We start from the raw sequence: 26,124 nt of genomic DNA on the forward strand, positions 1-26,124 counted from the left end.
GCATGTCCCACGCGACGACGAGTGTGCCGTCACCGATTCACGCGACGCGCCCCAACCAGGTAGCTGTCGGAACCATCGTCTGGCTGAGTTCCGAGCTGATGTTCTTCGCAGGTCTATTCGCGATGTACTTCACGCTCCGCGCTCAGGTGCCGGAGATCTGGGTGGAGCAGACTCAGCTCCTGACAGTGCCGTTCGCGCTGGCGAACACCACGATCCTGGTGCTGTCCTCGGTGACCGCGCAGGCGGGGGTGTACGCCGCTGAGCGCTATCAGCGCCGCCGCACCGGGCCGCTGTGGAAGTTCCGCGCCTGGGGCATGCATGAGTGGTTCGTCCTCACTTTCATCATGGGCTCGGTGTTCGTTGCCGGCCAGGTGTACGAGTACGCCGTGCTCGTCTCCGAGGGATTGACCATCTCTTCGAGCCCGTACGGCTCCGTGTTCTACCTCACGACCGGATTCCACGGTCTCCACGTCCTCGGCGGGCTCCTGGCCATGCTGTTCGTGCTCGGGCGCTCCTTCGTGGCGAAGAAGTTCGGCACGCACGAGGCCACCACGACCATCGTGGTCTCGTACTACTGGCACTTCGTGGACGTGGTCTGGATCGCCCTGTTCGCCGTGATCTACCTGGTCCAGTAGGGGAGACGCATGCATTCACTGGCCCGCCGGCGCCACCACAGAGCAGCCCCGCTGCTGCTCGTGCTCGCGCTGCTTGCACTCATCACCGGTATCGCGGCTGTCGCCGCACCGGGCACCGCGACTGCGTCGACGGAGATGTCCGAGGAGGACGTGGTCGCGGGAGAACGCCTGTTTGCCGCCAACTGTGCCTCGTGCCACGGTCTGGACGGCCAGGGCCAGGACGGCGTCGCGCCGTCGCTCGTCGGAGTCGGCGCCGCAGCGGTGGACTTCCAGGTCGGCACCGGCCGCATGCCGATGGCCGCGTCGGGACCCCAGGCATACGCCAAGCCGGTGCAGTTCAACCAGGACGAGATCGAACAGTTGGCAGCGTGGGTCGCGTCTCTTGGTGCCGGACCCGCCATTCCCACCGCCGAACAGGTCGACCCTGAGCTTGGCGACGCGGCGAACGGCATGCTGTTCTTCCGCACTAACTGTGCAATGTGCCACGGATCGATCGGTGGCGGCGGAGCCCTGACGCAGGGCAAGTTCGCGCCGTCCCTGTTGGACTCGACCCCCACCCACCTGTATGAGGCGATGTTGACCGGTCCGCAGTCGATGCCCGTGTTCAACGACGCCAACCTCACGCCGGAGATCAAGCGCGACATCATCGCCTACCTGGACTTCCAAGAGCAGGGCTCACCCGGAGGCCTGACCCTGGGGTCGATCGGACCCGTGTCCGAAGGCCTGTGGGCGTGGCTCGTACTGCTCGGACTGATCATCGCCAGCACCATCTGGGTAGGAGCCCGTTCCTCATGAGCGCCCCCGACAAGAACTCGACCCCCCACACCGACCTCACGTCGGCGAACGGCTACGACAACCCCGGACTGCCCTACCACCGTCCGCGGCGCGCCGACGTCGACAAGAAGGCTGGCAAGCGCGCTGAGCGCCAGACCGCATTCCTGTTCGCCTTGTCGATCATCGGTACCGTCATCGCGATCTGGGCGTACTTCGGCCTGGACATCGGCGACGGCGGCGACATCTCCGCGATCCAGCAGGTCAACATGTGGATCGGCATCGGCATCTTCCTCGCGATGATCGGCATCGGCCTGGGCGCGATCCACTGGGCCAAGACCCTCATGCGCGACCACGAGATGGTCGAGGAGCGTCATGAGTTGCGCAGCTCCGACGAGGGCCGCGCGGGCGCGATCCAGAACCTCAAAGACGGCGCCGAAGATTCGGGACTGGCCGGCGTCGAGCGCCGCGGACTGCTCAAGGGCACCTTGATCACAGCCCTCGCCATCGCCCCGCTTTCACTGCTTGTCCCCCAGATCGGCAACATGGGTGGCGACTGGAACGTCTCGAAGTTCCGCCACACCATGTGGGGTCAAGGAGTGCGGCTCGCTCGCGACCCTGACGGCGCGCTCATCCGCGCCGCTGACGTGACCATCGGTTCCGTCTTCCACGTGATCCCGGATGGACTGCTGGAGCTCGACCACCACGCGATGATCGACGAGAAGGCCAAGGCGGTCGTGCTGCTGGTGCGGCTGGAACCCAAGGATCTCGTGCCCCAGCCGGGCCGCGAGAACTGGACGTTCGACGGCATCGTCGCCTATTCGAAGATCTGCACCCACGTGGGCTGCCCGGTTGCACTGTACGAGCAGCAGACCCACCACCTGCTGTGCCCGTGTCACCAGTCGACCTTCGATGTCGCGGACGGGGCCAAGGTCGTGTTCGGCCCGGCCAAGCGGCCGCTCCCCCAACTGCCTATCGCGGTCGACGACGAGGGATATATCGTCGCGCAGGCCGACTTCGACGAACCCATCGGTCCCTCGTACTGGGACCGGCTCAAGGGCGGGGATGACCCGGCCGTCGAGGAGGAGACCAGCTGATGGGCGCCAAGCTGAACAACGCCGCCGCAGGCACGGCCAACTACGTCGACGAGCGCACGTCGATCGGCGGGTTCGTCAAGTTCTTCGCGCGCAAGCTGTTCCCGGACCACTGGTCCTTCATGCTCGGCGAGATCGCGCTGTACTCGTTCATCATCCTTTTGCTGTCAGGTGTGTTCCTCACGGCCTTCTTTGTGCCCTCGATGGAGACGGTGCACTACGAAGGCCCCTTCGAGACCATGCACGACGTGGAGATGACGAAGGCGTTCGAGTCGACCCTCGTCACGTCCTTCGAGGTGCCCGGTGGGCTCCTCATGCGGCAGATCCACCACTGGTCGGCGCTGCTGTTCATCGCCGCGATCATGGTGCACATGTGCCGCGTGTTCTTCACGGGCGCGTTCCGCAAGCCCCGCGAGCTCAACTGGCTCGTGGGCTTCACGTTGATGATCCTGGGCCTCGCGGCAGGCTTCACCGGCTACTCGCTTCCCGACGACGTGCTGTCCGGCAACGGTCTGCGCATCATCGATGGCGTCATCAAGGGCATCCCCCTGATCGGCTCGTACATCTCGTATTGGCTGTTCGGCGGCGAGTTCCCTGGCACGGATCTGATTCCTCGCATCTTCACGGCGCACATCCTGATCGTGCCCGGACTGATCCTTGCGCTGATCGCACTCCACCTGTTCCTCGTGTTCCTGCACAAGCACACGCAGTACCCCGGGGGAGGCCGCACGCACCGCAACGTCGTCGGGCTGCCGCTGTTCCCCGTGTACACGGCCAAGGCCGGCGGGTTCTTCTTCGTGGTGTTCGGCATCGTCGCGCTGGTCGCCTCGGTGTTCACCATCAACCCGGTGTGGAACTACGGGCCGTACGACCCCTCCCCCGTCTCCGCAGGAACCCAGCCCGACTGGTACATCCTGTTCATCGATGGACTCCTGCGCATGTGGCCGGGCTGGCTCTTCGGTCTGCCGACCGAGTGGGAGCTCTGGGGCTACACGCTGTCGTGGAACATTCTCATCCCCTCCGTGATCGTGCCGGGCCTGTTCTTCGGGTTCATCGCGCTCTACCCGTGGATCGAGGCCTGGGCCACCGGTGACAAGGGCGAGAAGCACGTCCTCGACCGCCCGCGCAACGTGCCGGTGCGCACCGGCATCGGCGTGGCGATGATCGTGTTCTACGTCATCCTGGTGATCGAGGGCTCGAACGACATCGTGGCGAACTTGTTCCACCTATCGCTCAACGACCTCACCATCTTCTTCCAATGGGGCATCTTTATCTTGCCCGTCATCGCGTTCTGGATCACCAAGCGCCTGTGCCTGGGCCTGCAACGCAAGGACCGAGAGCTCGTCCTGCATGGGCACGAGACCGGCACCATCGTTCGTCACGAGCACGGGGAGTACGTCGAGGTGCACAGTCCGCTCGACGAGCAGGAGCGCTGGGTACGGGTGTCGTTCGACAACCACAAGCCTCTAGAGATCGCTCCCGCACGCAACGAGCACGGCGTCGCACGCAAGGGCTACCGCTGGGACCGCTTCAAGCAGAGCCTGTCGCGGTTCTACTACGAGGACCGAATCGAGCCCGTCACCCCTGAGGAGCTCGAGTCCGCTCATCACGCGGACCCCGATGCCCCGACCGCGCACGGCCTGTCCGACGCCGCCGAGGCGAAGGGCGCAGACGGCCGGCTCGACCATGAGTGGGACGAGCTCGAAGAGTCCACCAAGAAGTAGGCGCAACGCCGCCAGCAAGGCCGGCCTCCCACCACTGGGAGGCCGGCCTTCTTGCATGTTGGCGCCTCACCTCCACCCGTGGGAATCCTGGCGGACCCAGCGGTGTTGACCCGCACGCAGCCATTTCGCAGCAGGCACCCGCCTGCGGCGATAGGCTCAAGGGGACACCCCGAAAACAGCGCGCGGCGCCCGCCGCCGCGCCCAACGCAGGAGGAAGAATGGCTGACTACACCCTTCCGGACCTTCCATACGACTATGGCGCTCTCGACCCCCACATCGCGGGCGAGATCATGGAGCTTCACCACTCCAAGCACCACGCGACCTATGTGGCCGGCGCCAACACGGCGCTCGAGAAGATGGCCGCTGCGCGTGACAACGATGACTTCGGCCCGATCGCCGGGCTCGAGAAGGCGCTCGCCTTCAACCTCGGCGGGCACGTCAATCACTCGGTGTTCTGGACCAACATGTCCCCCGACGGCGGCGACAAGCCCACGGGCGAGCTCGCGGCCGCGATCGACGAGAACTTTGGCTCGTTCGACAAGTTCCGGGCGCATTTCACCCAGAACGCCCTCACCATCATGGGCTCTGGCTGGTCGATCCTCGCGTGGGACACCATCGGCCAGAAGCTCGTGATCGTGCAGCTCTACGACCAGCAGGGCAACGTCCCCGTGGGCCTCGTGCCGCTGCTCATGCTGGACATGTGGGAGCACGCCTTCTACCTCCAGTACCGCAACGTCAAGGCCGACTACGTCAAGGCCTGGTGGAACGTCGTGGACTGGGCAAACGTCCAGCAGCGCTTCGCCACTGCATCGGCGACGCAGGGTCTCATCGTCAAGTAGAACCTCGCAACGACAGCAGCAAGGGCGGGCCCCCCAAGGGGTGCCCGCCCTTGCTGCGTCTGCACGCCGTCGTCCCCGCACGTCGACGCAGGTTCTCATGTCAGCCCATCCTCGATACCGTGAACAGATGAACGCTCCGGACGAGACCCGAGGAAACGAGTCGCATCGCCCTCCTCAAGGCGGGACCACCGTTCTGAGGGCCGCCGCCTACGTTGCGATCGTGGTGGCGGTCGCAGCAGCCCTGTGGGTCGGTGGCCCGAACCTGCTGTTCACGATCACCGCCGACTTCGCATGCAGTACCGAGGGGCCGGCCGGCTTCCTAGGCTGTACAGGCGTGGAGCGTGGGGCGCCGCTGTCCTGGGTGCTGGCCAGTGCGGCGATGGTCGCCGTCGCCGCGGCCCTCATCGCAATCGCCCGTGGTTGGCTCCGCGACCGGCTGGCAGGCCTCGCAGCCGTGACTTTGGCGACGATCACGGTCTTCGCCCTCATGTTCGCTTCGATCGATGCCTTCTTCGCCGTCGTGGCCGTGTGCCATCCGGACGGGCAAGGTGGGTGCCTGCCTCATGCGGTCCCCAGTGATGTGATGGCGGCCTCGGCGGCGGGCGGCGCGGCCATCGCTCTCGCAGTGTCGCTGCTCGCGGTCGCCGCAGGGCGCCGCCCGCTGCGCGGGTGAGCCCACTACCCGCTCCATTGCCGGCTCCGTTTCAGGATGGCGCGCTACCGTTGACACCATGACGTCCGATGCGCGCCCCCGCTCGACGGATCGACCACCGCACCCGCTCGCACGCCGGTCCGTGGTGTGGCTGCTGCTCGGGAGCCTCGTGCTCGTCCAGTTCGGCTACCCGATCGCCGAGGCGGGCGGAGCGTGGACCGGCATCTATCTGCTGCTGTACTCCGGCATCATCGCCTTCAGCGTGCACACGGCCTACACGCGGCCGAGACTCTATTGGCCGCTCGCGGCCTTGGCGGTCACGATGGTCGCTGGGGGTATCTGGTTCGTCGTCCTCGCCGAGGACAGCACGGCGGCCCTCGTCGCCATGCTTGCTGGCGTCGGGCTGCTCCAGTTGGGACTGCTGGTGCTGTTGGTACACACGTTGCTCAATCCGCCTCTGCGCGCGAACGGGGTCGACCTGCTCCTCGCGGGGTTGTGCGGCTTTCTGCTGATTGGCGGGGTGTTCGGAGCGGCTGCGGCGCTCTTGGAGATCGCCGCTCCCGGCAGCTTCTCGGACCCGACCGTCGCCGTCAATCCCCTGCCATGGCAGAGCTTGCTCTACGGGAGCTTCGTGACCCTCGGGGCGATCGGGTTCGGAGACGTCGTAGCCGTCTCCTCATGGGCCCGCTCGATGTTCTCCTTCGAGGGGGTGGTGGGAGTCATGTTCGTCGCCGTCGTCATCTCACAGCTAGTCTCGGTCGCCGGGAGCGCCAAGGATCCCGACGACGGTTGAGACCGAGCAGGCCTCAGTGCGCGTGACGGCCCGTCGAGAACTCGAACACCCAGCCGACCAGGCCGACAACGCCGACGATGACGGCGGGCACCATGATCCACCAGCCCACGGCCATGGCCAGGAAGGCCAGTGCTGAGCCGAGGCCGATCACGAGGGGCCACCAGCTCCACGGGGCATACACGCCCTGCGATCCGGCGAGCTCAGAGATGTTGGCCTCTTCATCGTCCTCGGGCCGGTTCCCGTGACGCTTCTCGAGCATCTTGAAGTACAGGCCGATCATGATGAACATACCGCCGGTCAGCAGGATCGCGACGATGCCCACCCACTCGCCCCACCCGGTGAAGATGCCGTACAGGGTTCCAGCCAAGAAGAAGAAGGTCGACGGGATCCAGAAGACGTTGGCTTCAAGGCGCATCGGTCAGGACTCCTTGTCGGAAGCGGTCTGGGCGGGGCTGTCGGTGCCCGCGACGGGTGCGTGGTCGCTGCTCGAGCCATACGCGGCGTGGTGATCCCTCGCGGCGGCCTCGGGGTGGTGAAGGTCGAACGCGGGGCGCTCTGAGCGGATGCGCGGCATGGAGGTGAAGTTGTGGCGGGGCGGCGGGCAGCTGGTCGCCCACTCGAGAGAGTTCCCGTAGCCCCATGGATCGTCCACCGTCACCTTGGGCGCGCGCTTGGTGGTGATGTAGACGTTCCACAGGAACGGCAGCGTCGACAGGGCAAGGATCACGGCGCCCACGGTCGACACCTGGTTCATGAACGTCAATCCATCCTCGGGCAGGTAGTCGACGTAACGGCGCGGCATGCCTGTGGCGCCCAACCAGTGCTGAATGAGGAAGGTCGTGTGGAAGCCGATGAACAGCAGCCAGAAGTGGATCTTGCCCCAGCGCTCGTTCAACATCTTGCCGGTGAACTTGGGCCACCAGAAGTAGAACCCGGCGAACATGGCGAAGACGACGGTGCCGAACACCACGTAGTGGAAGTGAGCGACCACGAAGTAGGTGTCGGAGACGGGGAAGTCCAGCGGCGGCGAGGACAGGATGATGCCGGTGAGCCCGCCGAACAGGAACGTGATGAGGAAGCCGATGGACCACAGCATGGGGGTCTCGAAAGTGAGCTTCCCTCGCCACATCGTGCCGATCCAGTTGAAGTACTTCACTCCCGTCGGGACGGCGATCAGCATCGTCATGAACGCGAAGAACGGCAAGAGCACGGCGCCGGTGACGTACATGTGGTGCGCCCATACGGTGACCGACAAGGCCGCGATCGCGATCGTCGCGTACACGAGCCCGTGATATCCGAATAGCGGCTTGCGCGAGAACACCGGCAGGATCTCGGACACGATGCCAAAGAACGGCAGCGCGATGATGTACACCTCTGGGTGCCCGAAGAACCAGAACAGGTGCTGCCACAGGATCGCTCCCCCGTTGTCGGGGTTGAACACCTGGGAGTTCAGCACGCGGTCCGAACCGAGGGCGAACAGCGCCGAGGCCAGCGGCGGGAAGGCGAGCAGCACCAGCATCGAGGTCACGAGGATGTTCCACGTGAAGATGGGCATCCGGAACATGGTCATGCCGGGCGCACGCATCGTGACGATGGTGGTGATGAAGTTCACCGCACCGAGGATCGTTCCGAAGCCGGCCAAGGCCAGACCGAACACCCACAGGTTGCCGCCGACTCCAGGTGAGTAGACGGCGTTGGACAGCGGCGCATAGGCGAACCATCCAAACGACGCCGCGCCCTGAGGCGTGAAGAACCCAGCAGAGGCGATGAGGCCGCCGAACAGGTACAGCCAGTAGGCGAACATGTTCAGGCGCGGGAACGCGACGTCGGGGGCACCGATGTGAAGGGGCACGATGACGTTCGCGAAGCCAGCGAACAGCGGCGTCGCGAACAGCAGCAGCATGATCGTGCCGTGCATCGTGAACAGCTGGTTGTACTGCTCTGCGGACTGCACGATCTGCATGCCGGGCTCGAACAGTTCGGCGCGAATCACCAGCGCCATCACGCCGCCAATGATGAAGAACAGGAACGACGTGATCAGGTACATGTACCCGATCGTCTTGTGGTCAGTGGAGGTGATCCACTTCACGACGACGGCTCCGGAGCGCGACCGCGACAAGGGCAGCGACGGTGGCAGCTCCTCGTGACGGGGCTCCTCGTATGCGACGGTGGCCATTACTCGGTCTCCCCGTTGTCGATCGTCATCCTCACGACCTGGTCGCGGCTGTACTCGAGGCCGAGCGCGCCTTCATATCCCCGCTCACGCAAGGACTCCATGTGCGCCTCGTACTCCGCGCGCTCCACAACCTCGACGTTGAAGAGCATGGAAGCGTGGTACTCGCCGCACAGCTCCGCACACTTGCCCTGGTAGGTCCCTACCTGCGTGGGCGTGACCTTCCACTCGTTGGTGATGCCCGGAATGGTGTCCTCCTTGTAGAGGAACGCCGGGATCCAGAACGAGTGGATGACGTCGCGCGAATCGAGGTGGAAGTGCACCGTCTCGTCCACGGGCAGGTACAAGGTCGGAAGGGTCTCCTCGACGCCTTCCTTACCCGTAAGCGTCGGCTGAACCCCGGGGTCGTAGACGTCGTCGCTGAGGTAGTTGAAGTCCCAGCTCCACTGCTTGCCGACCACCTGGATCTCAAGATCAGCCTCTGCGTCGAGTGAGGTCATCTCGCCGATGTCCTCAGCCGTGTACTTGAACAGCACGGCGATCGCCATGATGGGCAACGCCGTGTACATCAGCTCGAGCGGCAGGTGCACACGGTTCTGGATCGGCAACTTCTCGTCACCCTTGCGCTTGCGGTACACGGCGACGCACCAGAGGATCAGACCCCAGGTGAGCACGCCGACGGCAAGCGCCGCGATCCAGGACCCGTTCCACAGCGTGATGACTGTTCCGGTCTGGTTCGTGATCTCGGGAGTCGACGGGAGGGCACCGTTTTCGATGCCCTGCGAGCAGCCTGCCAGAATGGCCGTCGCGCCCGCCGCCGCGGCGCCAATCAGGGCTTTCCGGGGCATGGCAGTGAGTGGCTTCTTGGACACTCGGTCAGTCTAGCGCGCGATACCGTGGGCGTATGCCAGCGAACCGGGTGTTCCTCGACGCCGGAGGGCGCGCTCCCGTGACTAAGCGGGCGGCCGATGCGCTGCTCGCCGGCCTCGCCGACGGCTGGGCGGATCCCACTCGTCTCACCAACGAATCGCGGCGCGCGAGGGCCGTGCTTGACGGCGCCCGCGAGGCGATCGCCGATGCGCTCGGCGCCGATGCCGCACATCTCCACTTCCTGCCGTCGAGCCACCTCGCGGCGGAGCGAGTGACGGCGGGCATCTTCCGGGCCCGGCGGGGCCGCGAGCGCATCGTCGCCTCCGCGATCGAGCGCCAGGCGGTGCTCGATGCCGCCACCCACGCCGCGCCTGACGCGGTCGACCTGATACCCGTCGACGGCGCCGGGCACCTGGACATGGACGAGTTCGCGGCCCGCGTGAGCCATCCCTCGACTGCACTGGCCCTGGTGCAGCACGCCAACCAGGAGATCGGCACGGTTCAGCGGATCGACGAGGTCGCGCAGATCGCACGCACCGCGGAGGTGCCGCTTGTCCTGGATGCCAGCGCGAGCATCGGCCATATTGAGGCTCCCGAGCACTGGGACGCGCTGCTCGCGGACCCGGCGGACTGGGGCGCCCCGTCGGGACTGGGGATCATCGCGACCCGCCCGCGCACGCGCTGGCTGCCGGCGTGGCCGGGAGAGGGCTGGGCCCCAGGCGGGGTGTCGATTCCGCTGGCTCTCGCCGCGGCGGTCGCTCTCCAGGAGCGGCGCGAGGCTCACGAGGCGAACCGCGCCCGGCTCAGCGCTCTCACCACGAGGATCCGCGAGTCGCTCTCGGGCCTCGAGGGCGTCGCGGTGGTTGGCGATGCCGAATCACGAGTCCCACACCTGCTCACCGCGGCGTTCATGTACCTCGACGGCGAGCCCGTGGTCACCCGGTTGGACCGCGAGGGCTTCGCCGTGGGCTCGGGATCGGCGTGCGGCACCGCGGCCTTCGAGCCCAGCCACGTCCTCGCGGCGATGGGGGCGCTCACGCACGGCAACCTGCGCATCGGGCTGCATCCGGCAGTGACGGACGCGGATGTCGAGCGTTTTGTCGCGACGCTCCCCCGGGTGCTCGAGGACGCGCGCCGCACCATGTCGGCCTAGCGGCCCCCACCCTGCAGGGGGCCCGGACGCGCGAACGGGCGGTGCCGACCATGTGGTCAGCACCGCCCGGCGGCGTGAAGCGTCAGTTCAGCTGAAGGAGTCTCCGCATGCGCACGAACTCGCAGCGTTCGGGTTGTCGATCGTGAAGCCCTGCTTCTCGATCGTGTCGGCGAAGTCGATGGACGCACCGTCGAGGTACGGCACCGACATCTTGTCGACGACAACCTGCACACCGTCGAAATCGCGGCTCACATCACCGTCGAGCGTGCGCTCGTCGAAGTACAGCTGGTAGATGAGTCCGGAGCAACCTCCGGGCTGGACCGCCAGTCGCAGGCGAAGGTCGTCTCGACCCTCCTGCGCCAGCAGGCTCTTCACCTTGCCAGCAGCCGCATCGGTGATGACGACTCCGTGAGTGACAGCTTCAGTCGCTGTATCCGTCATAGGCCGCCTCCTTTCCTAGTTCCTGGCTACTAGCGTACGCCCGTCTGCGGGATTGCCAAGCCCCTTCGTGGCGCGTGTGGTGAATCAGCGCTGGAGTCAATCAACGCGATGGAGTCCACGTCTGAGCGACGCGCCGCACTGCGGCGGAGAGCCCGGCAAGCCCCGGCTCACCCTCGTGCGCGGAGGACAGTCCGGCGTTCATCTGGTCACGGCGGCCGATGCGCGACTCGGGTGCGATCACGATTGCTGGCACTCCGCGCCTGGCGGCGAGCGCGCTCGCCGCTGGCACCGCGCCTTCGTCGAGGGTGCGTGGCACGAGGCTCGGCACGACGGCCACCACGAGGTCCGCCTGTGACGCCGCCTCGTCTGCGCCCGTCAGCGTCGCCATCAGCGGCGCGCTCGGCACGATCCGGGCGCCGAGCGCAGCCAGCGCGTAGGCAAGGCCGCCCGCCGCGCCGGTGCCCGGAATGTCCGACAACCGGCTCGACCGCAGCAGCGACGGCATGCTCGCCACGTCGTCAGCCTCGCGCGCGATCGCGGACCACCGGTCCTCCTGCGCCTGCGCGGCTCGACCGATCGCCTCGTCGACCTCGCGGCCATCGCGCAGCGCGGCGCTCATGCCATGAAAGCCCAGCAGCGGACGCTGCGACGACACCGCGACCACCAGGTCCAGGGGCGCGACGCCGCCGCGCATCTGGAGCAGACCGCCCAGCCACAGGTCGGTCGCGTCCCCCGCCGGGGGCTCGTCCCCCACCGGCACCACCACGGTCCGCGCGGGCGCGACGCCCGAGTGCTCGGCCGCAAGTCCCAGCAGCGCCGTCGCGAGTGCATGCGGCTCCCACCGGAGCGCTCCGCCGGCCGGTGCGAGCACGAGCGCCCTCTCGGTGTCAGCGGCGACCGCTCCGCCCACTGCGAGGCGTGGGCCCTCGACGGCGTCGGCACTGCGCGCTCCCCCGTCGCCGATGGCGAAGCACTGGGGCGACGCCGAGGGCGACGCCTCCCGCCAGGCCGCGGCAACCGCGTCGGCGCTCTGGCGTGCGGTCAGCGCGACGGGTCCGTCGCTCGGCCACGACTCGGTCAGCACCACGATCTGCATGGCTCCAGTGTGCCGTGGCGAGCGTGAGAGAATGCACGAATGACCACGACGTTCACAGAACCGTCCGAGTCGCCGGCGCTGCTGCTCCTCGGGAACCGGCGCGACCCGCTGTCAGAACGCGGCGTCGACTGTCCCGGCGACCTCCCGGCGGCCTCCGACCCCGGCCTGGTCGACCGTGCGCGGCGCGCGAAGGAGGCCCTGGGCGACCGGGTGTTCATCCTGGGCCACCACTATCAGCGCGACGAGGTCATCCAGTTCGCGGACGTCACGGGCGACTCGTTCAAGCTCGCGCGCGACGCGGCCGCCCGCCCGGAGGCAGAGTTCATCGTGTTCTGCGGCGTGCACTTCATGGCCGAGAGCGCGGACATCCTCACCGGCGACCAGCAGACCGTGGTGCTGCCCGACATGGCCGCGGGCTGCTCGATGGCCGACATGGCGGGCATCAACCAGGTCGAGGACGCGTGGGATCAGCTCGCGGAGGCCGGCCTCGCGGACCGCACCATTCCCGTCACCTACATGAACTCCACCGCCGCCATCAAGGCTTTCTGCGGCCGCACCAACGGCGTGGTGTGCACGTCCTCAAACGCTGAGGTCGCGATGCGCTGGGCATTCGACCAGGTGGGCGGCGTGGACGGCGACGGCAAGGTGATGTTCCTGCCCGATCAGCACCTGGGCCGCAACACCGCGGTGCTGCAGTTGGGCCTCGAGCTCGAGGACTGCGTGGTCTTCGACCCGCGCAAGCCTTTGGGCGGCAACACCGCGGAAGAGCTTGAGCGCGCGCGGGTGATCCTCTGGAAGGGCCATTGCTCCGTGCACGGCCGGTTCCGCAAGGAGAACGTCGACGCCGCGCGCGAGCGGGTGCCCGGCATCAACGTGCTGGTCCACCCCGAGTGCACACACGAGGTCGTCACCGGCGCGGACTACGTGGGCTCGACCGAGTTCATCATCAAGACTCTCGACGCGGCCGAGCCCGGATCATCGTGGGTGATCGGCACCGAACTGAACCTCGTGCGGAGACTCGCTGACGCCCACCCGGACAAGGACATCCACTTCCTTGAAGACACGGTGTGCTTCTGCTCCACCATGAACCGCATCGACCTTCCCCACCTGGTGTGGGCTCTCGAGTCTCTCGCCGCTGGCGAGGTCGTGAACCGTATCGACGTCGACGACCAGACGCAGGGGGAGGCCAAGATTGCTCTGGACCGCATGCTCGCCCTCCCGGCCAAAGACTCGGCCAAGGACTGACGCCGCCTCACAGACGACACCACCGCACACTGCGACGCCAGCAGATCGCAAAAGCTAAGGACATCATGAAGAAGAAGACCTCTGACCACGACGACGTGCCCGAGTCGACCATCGACGTCCCCTCGGAGGACATCGCCCCCGCCGGAAAGGGCCGGCCCACGCCCAAGCGCAAGGATCGCGAGGCCGCCAACAACCGTGGCGTCCTCGCGGACTCCAAGTCCGACGCGAAGGAGCGCAAGGCGAAGGCTCGCGAGCAGCGCGAGTTCGAGTACAGGGCCATGAAGGAGGGCGACGAGCGCAACATGCCCGTGGAGCACCGCGGTCCTGAGCGACGGTTCCTGCGCGACTTCGTTGACGCCCGCACGGGCATCGGCGAGTTCCTGCTGCCGATGGCCATCGTGTTCGTGGTGCTGTCGCTGTTCCTGAGCCAGACCGGCATCATCGGCTTCGCGCTGATCGTCCTGTTCTACGTGATCGTGCTCGCGGCCGCCGTCGAGACCTTCATCACCATCAAGCGCATCAAGAAGTACTTCGGCGCCAAGTTCGGCGAGGGCCGCCTCCCCCGCGGATGGACGTTCTACGTGATCTCCCGCGCGCTCAACATGCGTCGCTTCCGCGTGCCGCGTCCCAAGGTCAAGCGGGGCGAATACCCAGTCTGACCGACCGGTAAGCGAATGGCCCACGACCGTTCTAGGGTGGGGGCATGATCAACTATCGCTATCTGGGCAACTCCGGCCTCAAGATCACGGAGCTCACGTACGGCAACTGGCTGACCCACGCGTCGCAGGTCGAGAACGAGCAGGCTGCGGCCTGCGTGAAGGCCGCGCTCGACGTCGGCATCACCTCTTTCGACACCGCTGACGTCTACGCCAACACGGCGGCCGAGACGGTGCTGGGTGACATCCTGAAGGGCGAAAGGCGCCAGAGCCTCGAGATCTTCACCAAGGTCTACTGGCCCACCGGCCCCGGCGGCGCCAACGACACGGGACTGTCGCGCAAGCACATTATGGAGTCGATCAACGGCTCTCTCGAGCGCCTGCAGACCGATTACGTCGACGTCTACCAGGCACATCGCTACGACTACGAGACCCCGCTCGAGGAGACCATGACCGCCTTCGGCGATGTGGTGCGCCAGGGCAAGGCCCACTACATCGGTGTCTCCGAGTGGACCGCCGAGCAGATCCGCGAGGGCGCGCGGCTCGCCAAAGAGCTGAACTTCCAGCTCATCTCGAGCCAGCCGCAGTACTCCATGCTGTGGCGCGTGATCGAGGACGAGGTGGTTCCTGCCTCGAAGGAGTCCGGCGTCTCCCAGATCGTGTGGTCTCCTGTCGCCCAGGGCGTGCTCACCGGCAAGTACAAGCCGGGTCAGGCACCCCCCGAGGGCTCGCGCGCGACGGACGAGAAGGGCGGCGCGAACATGATCAAGCGGTTCATGAACGACGACGTCCTGAACCGGGTCCAGAAGCTACAGCCGATCGCGGACGAGCTGGGACTCACCATGGCGCAGCTGTCGATCGCGTGGGTGCTGCAGAACGACAACGTGGCTGCGGCCATCATCGGTGCCTCGCGCCCCGAGCAGGTGACCGAAAACGCCAAGGCCTCGGGTGTCGAGATTCCTGCGGCGCTGATGGAGCGCATCGACGAGGCGCTGGGCGACATCGTGGAACGCGACCCCAAGAAGACCGTCGAGACCAACCCCCAGGGTCGGGTCGTCTGACCCTCTCCCCGTGCGACGCGGCGGCCCCGGAACCGATGACGGCTCCGGGGCCGCGGTGCGTCGACAGCGCCGGCCGTAGCCAGGACGAAACATGCGCGTGTCACACTTCCGCCATGCTGCTCACTGACGCCCTCAGCATCGTCGTCGATCCGACCGACCCCGCCAGCGAACGTCCCGGCAATCTCGCCTTCGCGGGTGGCCGCGTGGCCGCGGACGGGGTGAGTGCGGACGGTTCAGCGACGTTGGACGCGTCAGGCTGCGTCGTCACCCCCGGCCTCGTCAATGCTCATCACCACCTGCTGCAGAGCGCGTTCCGCACCCTGCCCGGCACCCGCGGCGTGCCGATGCGCGAGTGGCTGCCCGCGATGGCCTCCGCGTACGCCCGGGTACGCGTGGACGCGTCGCTGGCATCCGCATCGGCCTCCGTCGGGATCGCCGAGTCGCTGCTGAACGGCGTCACCACCGTGGCCGACCATCACCTCACGTGGCCCTCTGACGGGTCAATTCAGTCGCACGTCGAGATCGCTCGTGCCACGGCCGATGCGGCCGGCACCTTGGGCGCCAGGCTCGCCTTCGTCCGCGGCTCGGCTCGCGACGACCCGGAGCAGGCCGCCTCAAGCGCCGAGGCGATCGTCGCTGCGCTGCTGCCCCAGCACATGGCCGGCGTGCGCCCTGACGGCATGCTCCAGGTGGCCGTCGGTCCCGCAGGAGTGCACTCCGACCCCGAGGCCACGTTCCGCCTCCTGGGCGAGGTGGCCGCCGCGCACGGCTTGCGCCGTCGCACCCAAGCAAATGAGCAGGTCGACACCGAGATCGCCCTCGCGAGATACGGCCGGCGGCCGCTCGATCTGCTCGACGAGTGGGGCTGGCTCTCCTCCGACGTCACGATCGCGCACCTGTGCGATGTCACCGAGTCTGAGATCGGTCGGCTCGCGGCCGCCGGCGTGAGCGCGACCCACGCCCCCGGGTGCGACGTCCCGATGGGATGGGGCGTGGCTCCCGTGCGGGCGCTGAGAGAGGCGGGGCTGACCGTCGGCCTCGGCACGTCTGGCGGCGGCTCCAACGACGCAGGTCACCTGCTCGCCGATGCCCGGCTTGCGCTGCAGGTGTCCGCGCTGGTCGGGCCGCAGCTGGCGGCACGCGATGTGATGGCGATGGCGACGGCCGGATCGGCGCGCGGGCTCGGGCGGGTCGAGCTCGGGCGCCTCACCGTGGGAGCGGCCGCGGACGCATGCGTGTGGGATGTCACCGGAGTCGCGGATGCCGGCGTCGCGGATCCGGTCGCCGGGCTGCTGTGGGCCTCGCCTGGCCGCCGTCCACGACACGTGATCGTCGGCGGGCAGCTGGTGGTGCGCGACTACGCCCTGGTACATGGCGAGGAGCGCGAGCTCGTCGCCGCCCTCGCGGAGCGAATCACAGATCGAGGGTGAGGCGGGGGCACGCCGCGCGTGACACACAGACGTACATCACATCGCCACGCTCGCGCTCCGCAGGAGTGAGGATCGAGTCGCGGTGGTCGACCTCCCCCGCCAGCACGGGGGTCTCGCACGTGCCGCACGTGCCCTCGGTGCAGCTCGACAGCACCAGCACGCCCTGCTCCTCCACGGCAGCGAGGATGGACTTGTCCGGCGGAACCTCCAACGTGATCCCGGACATCGCCAGCTCGACCTCGAAGGTGTCGTGGCGCACCGGCTCTTCCAGCTCGACCGGAGTGAAGTGCTCGAGCCGCACGGGCAATCCATGTGCCGCCGCCGCCGTCTCGACTGCCTCGAGGTACCGCGTAGGCCCGCACGCGTAGACGACCGTGCCTGGGGACGCCTCCGCGAGCGCGCCCTCGAGATCGAGCCGCGTCCCTTCGTCCGAGACGTGTAGGGCGCATCGGTCACCGTGGGCGGCGGAGAGCTCGTCCGCTAGCGCCATGGCCGCGCGGCGCGAACCCGAGTAGTGGAGCCGATAGTCCAGCCCGCTGCGGGCGGCCGCGGCCGCCATCGACGCCAGCGGCGTGACACCGATCCCGGCCGCCAGCAGCAGCACGGGGCCGCCCTCCGGCGCAAACGCGAAGTGGTTGCGCGGTCCCACCACCTGGAGCGACTGTCCCTCGCGCGCGAAGTCCGCAAGCCATCTCGAGCCTCCGCGGCCATCCTCTTCTCGCAGCACGGCGATGCGCCACGAACCTGCGTCATCGGCTCCACACAGGGAATACTGGCGCACCATGCCCTCTGGCATGATCACGTCGATGTGGGATCCAGGCGTCCATGGGGGCAGCGCAGCGCCGTCGGATCGCTCAAGATCGAGCACGACGACGTCCCCGCTGGTGGCGCGCGCGGCGACGGTCATGTTGATGGCATCGGTGGGCTGGGTCACGGGTCCTCCTGGACGAGTGTTGTGGCGTCAGTCGCCGCGGGCTGCTCCTTGACGACGATGGCGTGGAAGCCGCGCTCATCGACGGCCCGCCAGCGATGCGGGACGTCGGAGCCGTAGTAGACGGAGTCACCCTCGTCGAGGACGGTTGACTCCCCATCGATCTCGATCTCGACTCGTCCCGAGATCACGTGCAGGAACTCGTGCTCTGCGTGGGAGAAGGGCTCCCCGAACTCTTGGCTGAAGCCGGTGAGCGACAGCGGGCGAAACCGTGCCCCCGCGTGGGTCACCAGCAGACGTGCGGCCTCATCGCCGTAGGTGCCGCGCGGCGCCGCGGAGGTGGGGACCACGTTCGAGCGGGTCGGGGCGCTGGGCGGGGTGAGCAGTTCGATCTGCGAGGTGCCGACTGCGTGCGCGATGCGTCCCAACGAGCCGATGCTGGGCATCGCCTGACCCCGCTCGATCTGCGACAGGAACGAGTGAGACAGCCCCGCCACCTCGGCGAGCTGGACGAGGGTCATGCCCCTCATGCGGCGCAGAGAGCGCAGCCGCTGACCCAGCTCTCGCGCTTGCTCGCGCTGTCCAGGTGCTTCCGCCTGGGATGCCACGGCGCCCTGCCCTTCCTCGAGGTGTGATCCGACTCGTGACCGAAGAATTAACGGGAAGAAACCACCGCGTCACGCGACCGAAATGAACGATCCCTAGTCTCATCAGTGTTGATGTGATCAACATTATGCCAATCGTCAAGGAGTGCTCGATGCCACTAACCGGGGAGCGTCCCACGCTGATTCGCGGCGCTCACCTGGCGGACGGGCGGGTGGTCGACGTGTCGATCGCGGGGGGGATCGTGACGTCCGTCGTCCCGGTAGGCACCGCGCCGATCCCGACTGACTCTCGCAGCGTGCTCGACCTGGATGGGCACCTGCTGCTCCCTGCCACGGCCGACCCGCATGCACACTTGGACAAGGCACAGTCGTGGAATGCGATCAGGCCACCGATGGGCGACCTGCGCGCGGCGATCGTCAGCTGGCGCGCGTATGCGGATCGCATGACCACTGACGACATCGTCGCCCGCGCTCACGGCCAGGCGTTGCGCAATCTCAGCCAGGGCTCGACCGCGATTCGCACTCACGTGGACGTGCTCCGGGGCGCGCAGCCCCTTCGTGGAATTCATGCCCTGGTCGAGGTGCGCGACATGCTCCGTGGCCTCATGGACATCGAGATCATCGCGCTGGCATCGGACGACATCCCCACGGCGGTGATCGAATCGGCGCTCGATGCAGGCGCGGACGGCGTCGGCGGTGCCGCTCACCTGGCACCGGAACCGCTGGCTGAGCTCGATCGGTTCATCGGCATCGCGGACAGACACGACTGCGTCCTCGACATGCACACCGACGAGTCGCTCGATGAGGCCGTCACCTTGGGAGCCCTTGCGGAGCGCACCCGGGGCTGGAGCCGCAACGTCTCGGCCGGCCACTGCGTGCGGCTCGGGACTCTCGAGCCGGCGCGCCGCGACACGCTGATCGCGGCGGTGGTGGCATCCCGCATCGGCATCATCGCCAATCCGATCACCAACCTCTACCTGCAGGGTTGGGACCACGAGGTCGCGACCCCACGGGGACTGACCGCCGCGCGCCAGTTGATAGACGCCGGTGCCCGCTTCGCGGCCGGCGCGGACAACGTGCGTGACCCGTTCAACCCGTTGGGCCGCGCGGATGCGCTCGAGACCGCGATGCTGCTCGTGGTTGCGGGCCACCTCGACATTGAGGAGGCGTTCACCGCGGTCTCAAGCGGCGCGCGTGAGGTGATGGCGCTGCCCACCGCGGGCCCCACGCCGGGTGCGGTCGCTGACCTGCTTGCCATCAAGGCCGACAGCCTGATCGAGGCAGTCGCGGAGGCCCCCGCCCACCGCACCGTGATCCATCGTGGCGCGGTTGTCTCACGTTCGACGACGAGCGTCACCTATCCATCGCTGACCCCTGCCCCGGAGGCTGCCCGATGAGTACCGCCATCACCACGGAGCGCGCCTCGCTCCTGTCCTTCAGCGACGTCGCCATGGCGTTCCCCGACGGCACCGTCGCTCTGCATTCGGTCGACTTGACCGTCCGCCGCGGGGAGTTCGTCTCCGTCGTCGGACCTTCGGGTTGCGGCAAGTCCACGCTGCTGCGCATCGCCTCGGGCCTCGAGCATGCGACCGAGGGGGCCGTGAAGCTTGCGACCGACCGCATCGGCTACGTGTTCCAGGACCCCACACTGCTGCCGTGGCGCACCACGCGGCGCAACGTCGAGCTGCTGGCGGAGTTGCACGGCGAGAGCCGCGTCCGTCGCGCCGAGTCCGCCCAAGAGGCGATCGATCTCGTGGGGCTCAGTGGCTTCGAGGAGCACCTGCCGCGACAGCTGTCGGGAGGCATGCGCATGCGTGCTTCGCTGGCGCGCTCCCTCACGCTCAATCCCGAGGTGTTCCTGTTCGACGAGCCGTTCGGCGCGCTCGACGAGATCACGCGCCAGCGCCTCAACGACGAGCTCATCCGGCTGTTCCACGAGAAGCAGTTCGCCGGACTGTTCATCACCCACTCCGTCGCGGAGGCCGTGTACTTGTCGACCCGGGTGGTCGTGATGTCGGGGCGGCCCGGCACCCTCGTCGGCGAGTACGACGTGCCGTTCGACGTCCCCCGGGACCCCGAGATCCGCTTCAGCGCGGAGTTCGCCGAGCTCGTCGGCACCATCTCTCACGCACTCAGGGAGGCCCACTGATGGCCACTGCAGACACCGCGCCCGCTCCTGCCAGACGTCGACGCGACGTGTCGGGGGCGCGACAGTGGGGACCGCCGTTGGGTCTCGCAGCGCTACTTGTCGCGGCCGCCTACATCGGCAACGCCGCTCTGGGCCAGCGCAGTTTCTTGCTGCCGCGGCCTCACGAGGTGGTGATGAAGCTGTGGGACCCGACCTCGGCCCCCGAGATCTGGACGGCGCTGTGGCGCACCACCGTGGTCTCGCTCACCGGGCTGGCCATCGCCATCGCCATCGGCGTGACCTGGGCGATCATGATGAATCAGGCACGGTGGGCCGAGCGCGCGCTGTTCCCCTATGCGGTGATGCTGCAGGCGATCCCCATCCTCGCGATCACGCCGCTGATCGGCTTCTGGTTCGGCTATGACTTCACGGCCCGCGTCGTGGTGTGCGTGATCATCGCCTTGTTCCCCATGGTGTCGAACACCCTGTTCGGGCTGCAGTCGGTCGACAAGTCGATGCGCGAGCTGTTCATGCTGCAGGGGCCGTCCCGCTCCACCGTGCTCGCCAAGCTGTCGATGCCCGCCGCCATGCCCGCCATCTTCGCCGGGATGCGCATCTCGGCCGGGCTGGCCGTGGTCGGCGCCATCGTCGGCGAGTTCTTCTTCCAGCGCGGCACTCCGGGCCTCGGCTCGCTCATCAACAAGTACAGCGCGCGCCTGTTGTCGGAGGAGCTCTTCGCCTCCGTTCTGGTCGCCTCGCTCCTGGGCGTCGCGATCTTCCTCATCTTCGGCTGGCTCGGCAAGAGAGCCGTCGGAAAGTGGTACGACTTCGGCTGATCCGCCGGCGTCGCATCCACCTGTTCCCACCCCACCCAGAAGGAGCTCAGCATGCGAGTCCACCCTAGAAGCGGCATCGTCCTCGCAGGCGTCGCCGCGACCGCCCTCACGCTCGCCGCGTGTGCCTCAGGCGCCGAGGCCGAGCCGGAGGACACCACCGGGACGCCCGCACCCACCGGCACCGCGTCGGCCACTGCGGACGGCTCGGTCGACCTGGCGGCCATCTGCCCTGCCGACATCCGCATCCAGACTGACTGGAACCCGGAGATGGAGCACGGCCACCTCTACGCGATGCTCGGCGACGAGTACGAGGTCGATGCCAACAACAAGTCGGTCACGGGCCCGCTCATGGCCTCTGGCGAGGACACCGGGGTTGACGTGACGGTGCTCTCCGGTGGCCCGGCGGTCGGCTTCGCGCAGCCAAATGCCCAGCTGTACTCGGACGAGTCCATCTTCATGGCGTACGTCGGTACGGACGAGGCGATCGCGCACTCAGTCGACCTGCCCACCGTGTCGGTGTTCCAGCCGCTCGAGAAGGACCCGCAGATGATCATGTGGGATCCCGAGACGTACCCCGACGTGCAGGGCATCGCCGATCTGGGCGACGAAGGCGTGACGGTCCGCGTGTTCCCGGGCGGCGTCTACATCGACTACTTCGTCGGCACGGGAGTGCTGGACGAGGGCCAGGTCGACACCACCTACGACGGCACCCCCGCGGTCTTCGTCTCGGAGGACGGCGCCATTGCGCAGCAGGGATTCGCCTCGGCCGAGCCGTTCATCTACGAGAACGAGGTCGCGGACTGGGGCAAGCCCATCGGGTATCAGCTCATCAACGACGCGGGCTACCCCAAGTACGCGGCGTCCATGTCGGTGCGTCCCGACGATGTCACCGAGTACGCCGACTGCCTCGCTCAGCTGGTGCCGATCATGCAGCAAGCCGAGGTGGACTACTACGACGGCACCCTGAAGGAGTCGGTGAAGTCGCTCGTGCTCGAGCTGGTCGAGGCCTTCGACACCGGCTGGGTGTACTCGGCCGACGTCGCCGACTACTCGTTCGACACCATGCTTGCTGACGGCATCGCCTCTGACGGACCCGATGGCATCCTCGGCACGTTCGACGCGGACCGCGTGGCGGAGCTCTTCGAGATCGTCGAACCGATCTATGCGGAGCAGGGCATCGAGGTCGCCGAGGGTCTGACGCCCGAGGACCTGTACACGAATGAGTTCATCGACGAGTCGATCTCGCTCGGCTCCTGACCTCCTCCCCTCAACCCACGGAGCACACATGACCGCCCCTCCGGTGACGACCGCGACCACCAGCACGGCGCGTCGCGTCATCGTCACCGGAGGGGCGCGTGGGATCGGCGCCACCATCGCCGCTCGCCTCGCGCGTGACGGCGCGGAGGTCGCGATCCTGGATCGCCTGCCCGCACAAGAGTCAGCTCGCTCCTGCGGGGGCCGCGCGTACACGGTGGACCTGGCGGACCCTGCGGACACCACGCGCGCCATGGCTGAGGCGATCGAGGGCCTCGGCGGGCTGGACGTGCTCGTGAACTCCGCCGGCATCTTCGCTCTAGCCCCCCTGCTCGAGATCGAGGTCGAGGCATGGGACTCGATGCAGCACATCAACGCCCGCGCCACCCTGGTCACGATGCAGAGCGCCGCGCGCCGGATGATCGATGGCGACGGCGGCGTGATCATCAACCTCGCATCCATGGCCGCGAAGTCGGGCGGCGCCAACGAGGCTCACTACGCGGCGTCCAAGGCCGCGGTCGTCGCGCTCACCCGGGCGGCCGCGCTCGAGTGGGGCACGCACGGCATCCGGGTCAACGCCATCTGCCCGGGCTACGTGCTCACCGAGATGGGTGCCGGCACGCGGACCGACGAGCAAGTAGCCGCCTGGGCGTCGCGATCGCCGCTCGGTCGGCTCGGCACCCCCGAGGACGTCGCGGAGCTGGCCTCGTACCTGGCGAGCGACGGCGCGAGCTACATCACCGGTCAGGCATTGAATCTCACGGGCGGCATGGTCATGCACTGATTGCCCGCCCGCCCCCCATCCCCAAATCCCAAGGAGTCTCGCCCTTATGAACGACCTCGCCGCAGTCGACCAGACCCGCATCGACGCGCTCGTTGCGGACCTCGTCGAAGCCATCGGCGCGGACGCCGTCTCGACCGAGGCCGCAGCCCTCGCGCGTGCCTCCATCGACGGCTCGCACCTCTCCCCCGTCATCACAGAGCTGCTTCCTCTCGGGCGTGCTCAGGTCGTCGCCACCCCCACGTCCGCCGCGCACATCGCCGCGGCAGTGGGCGCCGCCGTGCGCCATGGCGTACCCATCACTCCTCGCGGCAAGGGCACGGGCAATTACGGTCAGGGCATTCCGATGGCTGGTGGGCTCGTCCTCGACACCACGCGTGCGCGACGCGTCTTGGAGGTCGGGGACGACTTCATCGAGGCCGAGTCGGGCGCCGTGATGTGGATGCTCGAGCAGACCGCGAACCGCGCCGGCCGTCAGCTGTGGATGTACCCCTCGACCGCGCAGACCACGGTGGGCGGCTTCGTCTCGGGCGGCTCTGGCGGCACGGGGTCGATCGCCAACGGCCTGCTGCACCAGGGCTTCGTCAAGGCCGTCGAGGTCATCCGCGCGGTGCCAGACGCGGCGCCCGAGTGGATGGAAGGCGAGGAGGCGATCCCATACCTGCACGCGTACGGCACCACGGGCATCCTCTCCAAGGTCCGCATCGCCACCGAGCCGTTGCAGCCGTGGCGGGCCTTTCTCGCGAGCTTCGACACTTTCGAGCAGGTGGTCTCGCTCATGCGGCCATTCGCCGCCCTCGAGCCCACGCCTCGGCTGGTGTCGGGCGATCGCGCGCGCATCGCCGAGGCCTTGCCAAGCGATCTCGGCATCCCCGCCGGCCGGGCCTCGCTGAGAGCGATCCTGGACGAGGGCTCTCTCGCGGAGGCCACCCGGCTTGTCGAAGCGGCCGGCGGGCGCGTCGATGACGTGCGCGAGGGCGCACAGCACACTGTGAAGCTGTCGATGAGCTCCTACAACCACCCCATCGAGTGGCTGCAGAAGTCGGCGCCCGGCGAGTACTTCCACCTCGAGGTTCTGGGCGACGCGCTGGTCGACGACCTGGCCGCCGTCGAGTCGGTCTACCCGGAGGCGATGCTGCACATCGAGGCGCAGAGGGGCCGTCCCATCGGCATGCTCGCCGCCAGGTACACGTCCGCTCAGGACGTGCTGGCCGGCTTCGAGCGGCTGGCCGCACTCGGGGTCCAGACCCACAACCCACACCAATGGGCGGTCGACTTCGAGCCCGACCGCGCTGCGGCTCTCGCGGCAGTGACCGACCCACGCGGGCTGCTCAACCCCGGCAAGCTTGGCGCGCAGGCATCGGCCTACACCGGGACGCAGATGTGAGTGCATCGACGCGCGAGCTCGCGGAACTCAGCGGCCCCGCGCTCGACACGATGCTCACGCCGGACTCGATCGTCGTGCTGCCCGTGGGTTCGGTCGAGCATCATGGCGCGCACCTGCCGCTGGCGACGGACCTGATCATGGCCGACGAGATGTCCGTGCGTGCAGTCGACGCGGCGGCCGACAGCGGGCTCGACGTGTGGCGCCTGCCCCCGCTGGCCTATACCAAGTCGGACGAGCACGACTGGGCGCCCGGGACGTTCTGGATTGGCGCGGACGACCTGCTGGCGACGTTGCGCGGCATCGGACGATCCCTGGCCCGCACGCCGGCTCGCACGCTCGTGTTCTTGAACGGACACGGGGGGAACGTCGCGCCGCTGGCGATCGCGCTGCGCGAGCTGCGACGCCTGCATGGACTGCGCACCTTCGCGCTGTCGGTCGCCGTGCCGAGCGCCCCCGAGGAGTCTGGACTCGGTATCCATGGCGGCTGGGGCGAGACCTCGCTGATGATGCACCTGCGGCCCGACCTGGTGGCCCCGGAGCACTTCGCCCGCGCGATCCCGGAGGGGCTGTCCGACTATCGCCGCATCGGCTTCGCCGGAGCGTCCGTCCAGTTCGGGTGGCTCAGCGACGACTTCGGCTGCGGCGGCGTGCTCGGCGATCCGACTCGGGCCGATGCGGCCACCGGCGAGCGCCTCGCCGCGGACTTCGTGCGACTCGCGGTCGAGTCGTTCGAGGAGATCTCGCGCTTCGACCCCGCCGGGGGCGGTGCCTGATGGCGCGCGAGGACCCGGAGTCGCGCGGGTATCCGGGCGATCCCATGGACCTTTCGCTCGAGTGGCTCCCGGGCGGCGTGAACCAGTGCCTGATGACCCTGTCGACCCTTGACGCCGCTGGCGCTCCTGACTCGCGCACCATGCTGCTGTCGGAGGTCACCCGCGATGGCTTCTTCTTCCACACGGATGCGCTCTCGAACAAGTGCGCACAGATCGCGGCCGATGCGCGGGTCACCCTGACAATTCTGCTCGCGGAGCAGGGGCGACAGCTCGTGGTCCAAGGCACCGCCGAACCCGCTGATGCCCGCGAGGTCGCGCAGGCCTATCGCGATCGCGGCCCATACTTGCAGCAGCTGGCGTGGATGAACACGGACGAGTTCGCCGCTCTCGACGACGCGTCGCGGGTCACGCAATGGGCACAGCTGGCCACCGACCACACGGCGGGATTCACTCCGCCGGCGACGTGGACGGGATACGTCGTCCGACCGCGTCGCCTGCGGTTCTGGGAGGGGGCGGTGGACACCGCCTCCCGGCGGGTCGAGTACGTCGCGACGGACGGCAGCTGGGAGACGAGCTTTCGTGCCGGCTGACGCGAGCTCCTCGCCTCCGCCCGCTCCCGCGCTTGGCGCGGCGGGCTGCCCCAAGCAGATGGAGTACGGCCCGTGCGGCGGAGTGGAGTTCTCCGGACGGTGCGAGGTCGCCGATCACGCGTGCTCCTTCCTCTCGCTCGCCCCGGTGCGATGGCGCGACACCGCCGCCCGCTCCCCCGCCACGGCTATGGAGGCAGATCCCACAG

General features: G+C 67.8%; 27 protein-coding genes and 1 pseudogene. 21 read left to right on the forward strand and 7 right to left on the reverse strand.

The window, feature by feature from the left end:
• Positions 1-2: 2 nt before the first annotated feature.
• The 7 genes from ctaE to ACNI3K_RS11745 all read left to right on the forward strand — a co-directional run bounded on the left by ctaE (position 3) and on the right by ACNI3K_RS11745 (position 6,508).
• The gene (gene ctaE, locus ACNI3K_RS11715) at positions 3-635 is read left to right on the forward strand and encodes an aa3-type cytochrome oxidase subunit III (RefSeq protein ID WP_419392074.1); all 633 of its coding nucleotides are present in this window, start codon (positions 3-5) and stop codon (positions 633-635) included.
• Positions 636-644: 9 nt separating this feature from the next.
• Positions 645-1,430 (forward strand): cytochrome bc1 complex diheme cytochrome c subunit, encoded by a 786-nt coding sequence (gene qcrC, locus ACNI3K_RS11720; RefSeq protein ID WP_419392075.1) that lies wholly within the window; start codon positions 645-647, stop codon positions 1,428-1,430.
• Positions 1,427-2,503 carry a cytochrome bc1 complex Rieske iron-sulfur subunit gene (gene qcrA / locus ACNI3K_RS11725; protein ID WP_419392076.1) on the forward strand — a complete coding sequence of 359 codons (1,077 nt, stop codon included), beginning with the start codon at positions 1,427-1,429 and terminating at the stop codon, positions 2,501-2,503. Before qcrC ends, qcrA begins: the two co-directional genes overlap by 4 nt.
• Positions 2,503-4,224, forward strand: coding sequence for a cytochrome bc1 complex cytochrome b subunit (gene qcrB, locus ACNI3K_RS11730; RefSeq protein WP_419392077.1), 1,722 nt, complete (start codon positions 2,503-2,505; stop codon positions 4,222-4,224). Before qcrA ends, qcrB begins: the two co-directional genes overlap by 1 nt.
• 218 nt (positions 4,225-4,442) lie before the next feature.
• Entirely contained in the window at positions 4,443-5,063 is a 621-nt protein-coding gene (locus ACNI3K_RS11735; protein WP_419392078.1) for a superoxide dismutase, read from the forward strand.
• Between the two features lie 127 nt (positions 5,064-5,190).
• Positions 5,191-5,736, forward strand: a complete 546-nt coding sequence (locus ACNI3K_RS11740) for a hypothetical protein (RefSeq protein ID WP_419392079.1) — start codon at positions 5,191-5,193, stop codon at positions 5,734-5,736.
• Between the two features lie 58 nt (positions 5,737-5,794).
• Positions 5,795-6,508, forward strand: coding sequence for an ion channel (locus tag ACNI3K_RS11745; protein ID WP_419392080.1), 714 nt, complete (start codon positions 5,795-5,797; stop codon positions 6,506-6,508).
• A 13-nt stretch (positions 6,509-6,521) separates the two neighbouring features.
• On the opposite strand, the gene ACNI3K_RS11750 is transcribed toward ACNI3K_RS11745, so the two are convergent.
• The 3 genes from ACNI3K_RS11750 to ctaC are packed head-to-tail and all read right to left on the reverse strand — an operon-like array spanning position 6,522 to position 9,553.
• Positions 6,522-6,923 carry a cytochrome c oxidase subunit 4 gene (locus ACNI3K_RS11750; RefSeq protein ID WP_419392081.1) on the reverse strand — a complete coding sequence of 134 codons (402 nt, stop codon included), beginning with the start codon at positions 6,921-6,923 and terminating at the stop codon, positions 6,522-6,524.
• Positions 6,924-6,926: 3 nt separating this feature from the next.
• A complete protein-coding gene (gene ctaD / locus ACNI3K_RS11755; protein ID WP_419392082.1) occupies positions 6,927-8,684 on the reverse strand; it encodes an aa3-type cytochrome oxidase subunit I in 1,758 nt (585 codons plus the stop codon).
• Positions 8,684-9,553, reverse strand: coding sequence for an aa3-type cytochrome oxidase subunit II (gene ctaC, locus ACNI3K_RS11760; protein ID WP_419392083.1), 870 nt, complete (start codon positions 9,551-9,553; stop codon positions 8,684-8,686). Before ctaC ends, ctaD begins: the two co-directional genes overlap by 1 nt.
• Before the next feature lie 32 nt (positions 9,554-9,585).
• Between ctaC and ACNI3K_RS11765 the strand changes: the two genes are divergently transcribed.
• Positions 9,586-10,704 carry a cysteine desulfurase family protein gene (locus ACNI3K_RS11765; protein WP_419392084.1) on the forward strand — a complete coding sequence of 373 codons (1,119 nt, stop codon included), beginning with the start codon at positions 9,586-9,588 and terminating at the stop codon, positions 10,702-10,704.
• A gap of 87 nt (positions 10,705-10,791) precedes the next feature.
• Here ACNI3K_RS11765 and erpA read toward each other — a convergent pair whose 3' ends face one another.
• The gene (gene erpA, locus ACNI3K_RS11770) at positions 10,792-11,145 is read right to left on the reverse strand and encodes an iron-sulfur cluster insertion protein ErpA (protein ID WP_419392085.1); all 354 of its coding nucleotides are present in this window, start codon (positions 11,143-11,145) and stop codon (positions 10,792-10,794) included.
• Positions 11,146-11,245: 100 nt separating this feature from the next.
• A complete protein-coding gene (locus ACNI3K_RS11775; RefSeq protein WP_419392086.1) occupies positions 11,246-12,241 on the reverse strand; it encodes a glycerate kinase in 996 nt (331 codons plus the stop codon).
• A gap of 39 nt (positions 12,242-12,280) precedes the next feature.
• On the opposite strand from ACNI3K_RS11775, the gene nadA reads away from it, so the two are divergent.
• The 4 genes from nadA to ACNI3K_RS11795 all read left to right on the forward strand — a co-directional run bounded on the left by nadA (position 12,281) and on the right by ACNI3K_RS11795 (position 16,633).
• Positions 12,281-13,486 (forward strand): quinolinate synthase NadA, encoded by a 1,206-nt coding sequence (nadA, locus tag ACNI3K_RS11780; RefSeq protein WP_419392087.1) that lies wholly within the window; start codon positions 12,281-12,283, stop codon positions 13,484-13,486.
• Positions 13,487-13,551: 65 nt separating this feature from the next.
• The gene (locus ACNI3K_RS11785) at positions 13,552-14,145 is read left to right on the forward strand and encodes a DUF3043 domain-containing protein (RefSeq protein ID WP_419392088.1); all 594 of its coding nucleotides are present in this window, start codon (positions 13,552-13,554) and stop codon (positions 14,143-14,145) included.
• Positions 14,146-14,189: 44 nt separating this feature from the next.
• On the forward strand, positions 14,190-15,203 hold the full coding sequence (locus tag ACNI3K_RS11790) for an aldo/keto reductase family protein (protein WP_419392089.1): 1,014 nt from the start codon (positions 14,190-14,192) through the stop codon (positions 15,201-15,203).
• Between the two features lie 113 nt (positions 15,204-15,316).
• Positions 15,317-16,633, forward strand: a complete 1,317-nt coding sequence (locus ACNI3K_RS11795) for an amidohydrolase family protein (protein ID WP_419392090.1) — start codon at positions 15,317-15,319, stop codon at positions 16,631-16,633.
• Here the strand turns inward: ACNI3K_RS11795 and ACNI3K_RS11800 are convergent.
• Positions 16,617-17,567, reverse strand: coding sequence for a PDR/VanB family oxidoreductase (locus tag ACNI3K_RS11800; protein WP_419392091.1), 951 nt, complete (start codon positions 17,565-17,567; stop codon positions 16,617-16,619). The genes ACNI3K_RS11795 and ACNI3K_RS11800 overlap by 17 nt on opposite strands.
• On the reverse strand, positions 17,564-18,172 hold the full coding sequence (gene relB, locus ACNI3K_RS11805) for a type II toxin-antitoxin system RelB family anti-toxin (RefSeq protein ID WP_419392092.1): 609 nt from the start codon (positions 18,170-18,172) through the stop codon (positions 17,564-17,566). The genes ACNI3K_RS11800 and relB overlap by 4 nt, the downstream gene beginning before the upstream one ends.
• Before the next feature lie 149 nt (positions 18,173-18,321).
• On the opposite strand from relB, the gene ACNI3K_RS11810 reads away from it, so the two are divergent.
• The 9 genes and pseudogenes from ACNI3K_RS11810 to ACNI3K_RS11850 form a co-directional block, all read left to right on the forward strand.
• On the forward strand, positions 18,322-19,566 hold the full coding sequence (locus ACNI3K_RS11810; protein ID WP_419392093.1) for an amidohydrolase family protein: 1,245 nt from the start codon (positions 18,322-18,324) through the stop codon (positions 19,564-19,566).
• A complete protein-coding gene (locus tag ACNI3K_RS11815; RefSeq protein WP_419392094.1) occupies positions 19,563-20,318 on the forward strand; it encodes an ABC transporter ATP-binding protein in 756 nt (251 codons plus the stop codon). Before ACNI3K_RS11810 ends, ACNI3K_RS11815 begins: the two co-directional genes overlap by 4 nt.
• Positions 20,318-21,133, forward strand: coding sequence for an ABC transporter permease (locus ACNI3K_RS11820; RefSeq protein ID WP_419392095.1), 816 nt, complete (start codon positions 20,318-20,320; stop codon positions 21,131-21,133). Before ACNI3K_RS11815 ends, ACNI3K_RS11820 begins: the two co-directional genes overlap by 1 nt.
• Before the next feature lie 51 nt (positions 21,134-21,184).
• Positions 21,185-22,390 carry an ABC transporter substrate-binding protein gene (locus tag ACNI3K_RS11825; RefSeq protein WP_419392096.1) on the forward strand — a complete coding sequence of 402 codons (1,206 nt, stop codon included), beginning with the start codon at positions 21,185-21,187 and terminating at the stop codon, positions 22,388-22,390.
• 28 nt (positions 22,391-22,418) lie between these two features.
• Positions 22,419-23,171, forward strand: a complete 753-nt coding sequence (locus tag ACNI3K_RS11830) for an SDR family NAD(P)-dependent oxidoreductase (protein ID WP_419392097.1) — start codon at positions 22,419-22,421, stop codon at positions 23,169-23,171.
• A gap of 46 nt (positions 23,172-23,217) precedes the next feature.
• Positions 23,218-24,555, forward strand: coding sequence for an FAD-binding oxidoreductase (locus tag ACNI3K_RS11835; RefSeq protein WP_419392098.1), 1,338 nt, complete (start codon positions 23,218-23,220; stop codon positions 24,553-24,555).
• Positions 24,552-25,328 carry a creatininase family protein gene (locus ACNI3K_RS11840; RefSeq protein WP_419392099.1) on the forward strand — a complete coding sequence of 259 codons (777 nt, stop codon included), beginning with the start codon at positions 24,552-24,554 and terminating at the stop codon, positions 25,326-25,328. Before ACNI3K_RS11835 ends, ACNI3K_RS11840 begins: the two co-directional genes overlap by 4 nt.
• The gene (locus ACNI3K_RS11845) at positions 25,328-25,918 is read left to right on the forward strand and encodes a pyridoxamine 5'-phosphate oxidase family protein (protein ID WP_419392100.1); all 591 of its coding nucleotides are present in this window, start codon (positions 25,328-25,330) and stop codon (positions 25,916-25,918) included. Before ACNI3K_RS11840 ends, ACNI3K_RS11845 begins: the two co-directional genes overlap by 1 nt.
• Positions 25,908-26,039 (forward strand): annotated as a pseudogene (locus ACNI3K_RS11850) (methylenetetrahydrofolate reductase C-terminal domain-containing protein); the annotation flags it as partial. The gene ACNI3K_RS11845 and the pseudogene ACNI3K_RS11850, both read left to right, overlap by 11 nt.
• Between the last annotated feature and the right edge of the window lie 85 nt (positions 26,040-26,124).

It is taken from the genome of Demequina ureilytica, assembly GCF_048553575.1.
In the GTDB taxonomy this organism is placed as follows: Bacteria; Actinomycetota; Actinomycetes; order Actinomycetales; family Demequinaceae; genus Demequina.

Coding starts and splice junctions, on each gene's coding strand:
- qcrB (WP_419392077.1), top strand. CDS start 2,503: ATGGGCGCCAAGCTGAACAACGCCGCCGCAGGCACGGCCAACTACGTC.
- ACNI3K_RS11775 (WP_419392086.1), bottom strand. CDS start 12,241: ATGCAGATCGTGGTGCTGACCGAGTCGTGGCCGAGCGACGGACCCGTC.
- ACNI3K_RS11785 (WP_419392088.1), top strand. CDS start 13,552: ATGAAGAAGAAGACCTCTGACCACGACGACGTGCCCGAGTCGACCATC.
- ACNI3K_RS11820 (WP_419392095.1), top strand. CDS start 20,318: ATGGCCACTGCAGACACCGCGCCCGCTCCTGCCAGACGTCGACGCGAC.
- ACNI3K_RS11740 (WP_419392079.1), top strand. CDS start 5,191: ATGAACGCTCCGGACGAGACCCGAGGAAACGAGTCGCATCGCCCTCCT.
- ACNI3K_RS11825 (WP_419392096.1), top strand. CDS start 21,185: ATGCGAGTCCACCCTAGAAGCGGCATCGTCCTCGCAGGCGTCGCCGCG.
- ACNI3K_RS11765 (WP_419392084.1), top strand. CDS start 9,586: ATGCCAGCGAACCGGGTGTTCCTCGACGCCGGAGGGCGCGCTCCCGTG.
- ACNI3K_RS11845 (WP_419392100.1), top strand. CDS start 25,328: ATGGCGCGCGAGGACCCGGAGTCGCGCGGGTATCCGGGCGATCCCATG.
- ACNI3K_RS11795 (WP_419392090.1), top strand. CDS start 15,317: ATGCTGCTCACTGACGCCCTCAGCATCGTCGTCGATCCGACCGACCCC.
- ACNI3K_RS11835 (WP_419392098.1), top strand. CDS start 23,218: ATGAACGACCTCGCCGCAGTCGACCAGACCCGCATCGACGCGCTCGTT.
- qcrC (WP_419392075.1), top strand. CDS start 645: ATGCATTCACTGGCCCGCCGGCGCCACCACAGAGCAGCCCCGCTGCTG.
- ACNI3K_RS11810 (WP_419392093.1), top strand. CDS start 18,322: ATGCCACTAACCGGGGAGCGTCCCACGCTGATTCGCGGCGCTCACCTG.
- qcrA (WP_419392076.1), top strand. CDS start 1,427: ATGAGCGCCCCCGACAAGAACTCGACCCCCCACACCGACCTCACGTCG.
- ACNI3K_RS11790 (WP_419392089.1), top strand. CDS start 14,190: ATGATCAACTATCGCTATCTGGGCAACTCCGGCCTCAAGATCACGGAG.
- ctaE (WP_419392074.1), top strand. CDS start 3: ATGTCCCACGCGACGACGAGTGTGCCGTCACCGATTCACGCGACGCGC.
- ctaD (WP_419392082.1), bottom strand. CDS start 8,684: ATGGCCACCGTCGCATACGAGGAGCCCCGTCACGAGGAGCTGCCACCG.
- erpA (WP_419392085.1), bottom strand. CDS start 11,145: ATGACGGATACAGCGACTGAAGCTGTCACTCACGGAGTCGTCATCACC.
- ACNI3K_RS11815 (WP_419392094.1), top strand. CDS start 19,563: ATGAGTACCGCCATCACCACGGAGCGCGCCTCGCTCCTGTCCTTCAGC.
- ACNI3K_RS11745 (WP_419392080.1), top strand. CDS start 5,795: ATGACGTCCGATGCGCGCCCCCGCTCGACGGATCGACCACCGCACCCG.
- nadA (WP_419392087.1), top strand. CDS start 12,281: ATGACCACGACGTTCACAGAACCGTCCGAGTCGCCGGCGCTGCTGCTC.
- ACNI3K_RS11830 (WP_419392097.1), top strand. CDS start 22,419: ATGACCGCCCCTCCGGTGACGACCGCGACCACCAGCACGGCGCGTCGC.
- ACNI3K_RS11750 (WP_419392081.1), bottom strand. CDS start 6,923: ATGCGCCTTGAAGCCAACGTCTTCTGGATCCCGTCGACCTTCTTCTTC.
- ACNI3K_RS11735 (WP_419392078.1), top strand. CDS start 4,443: ATGGCTGACTACACCCTTCCGGACCTTCCATACGACTATGGCGCTCTC.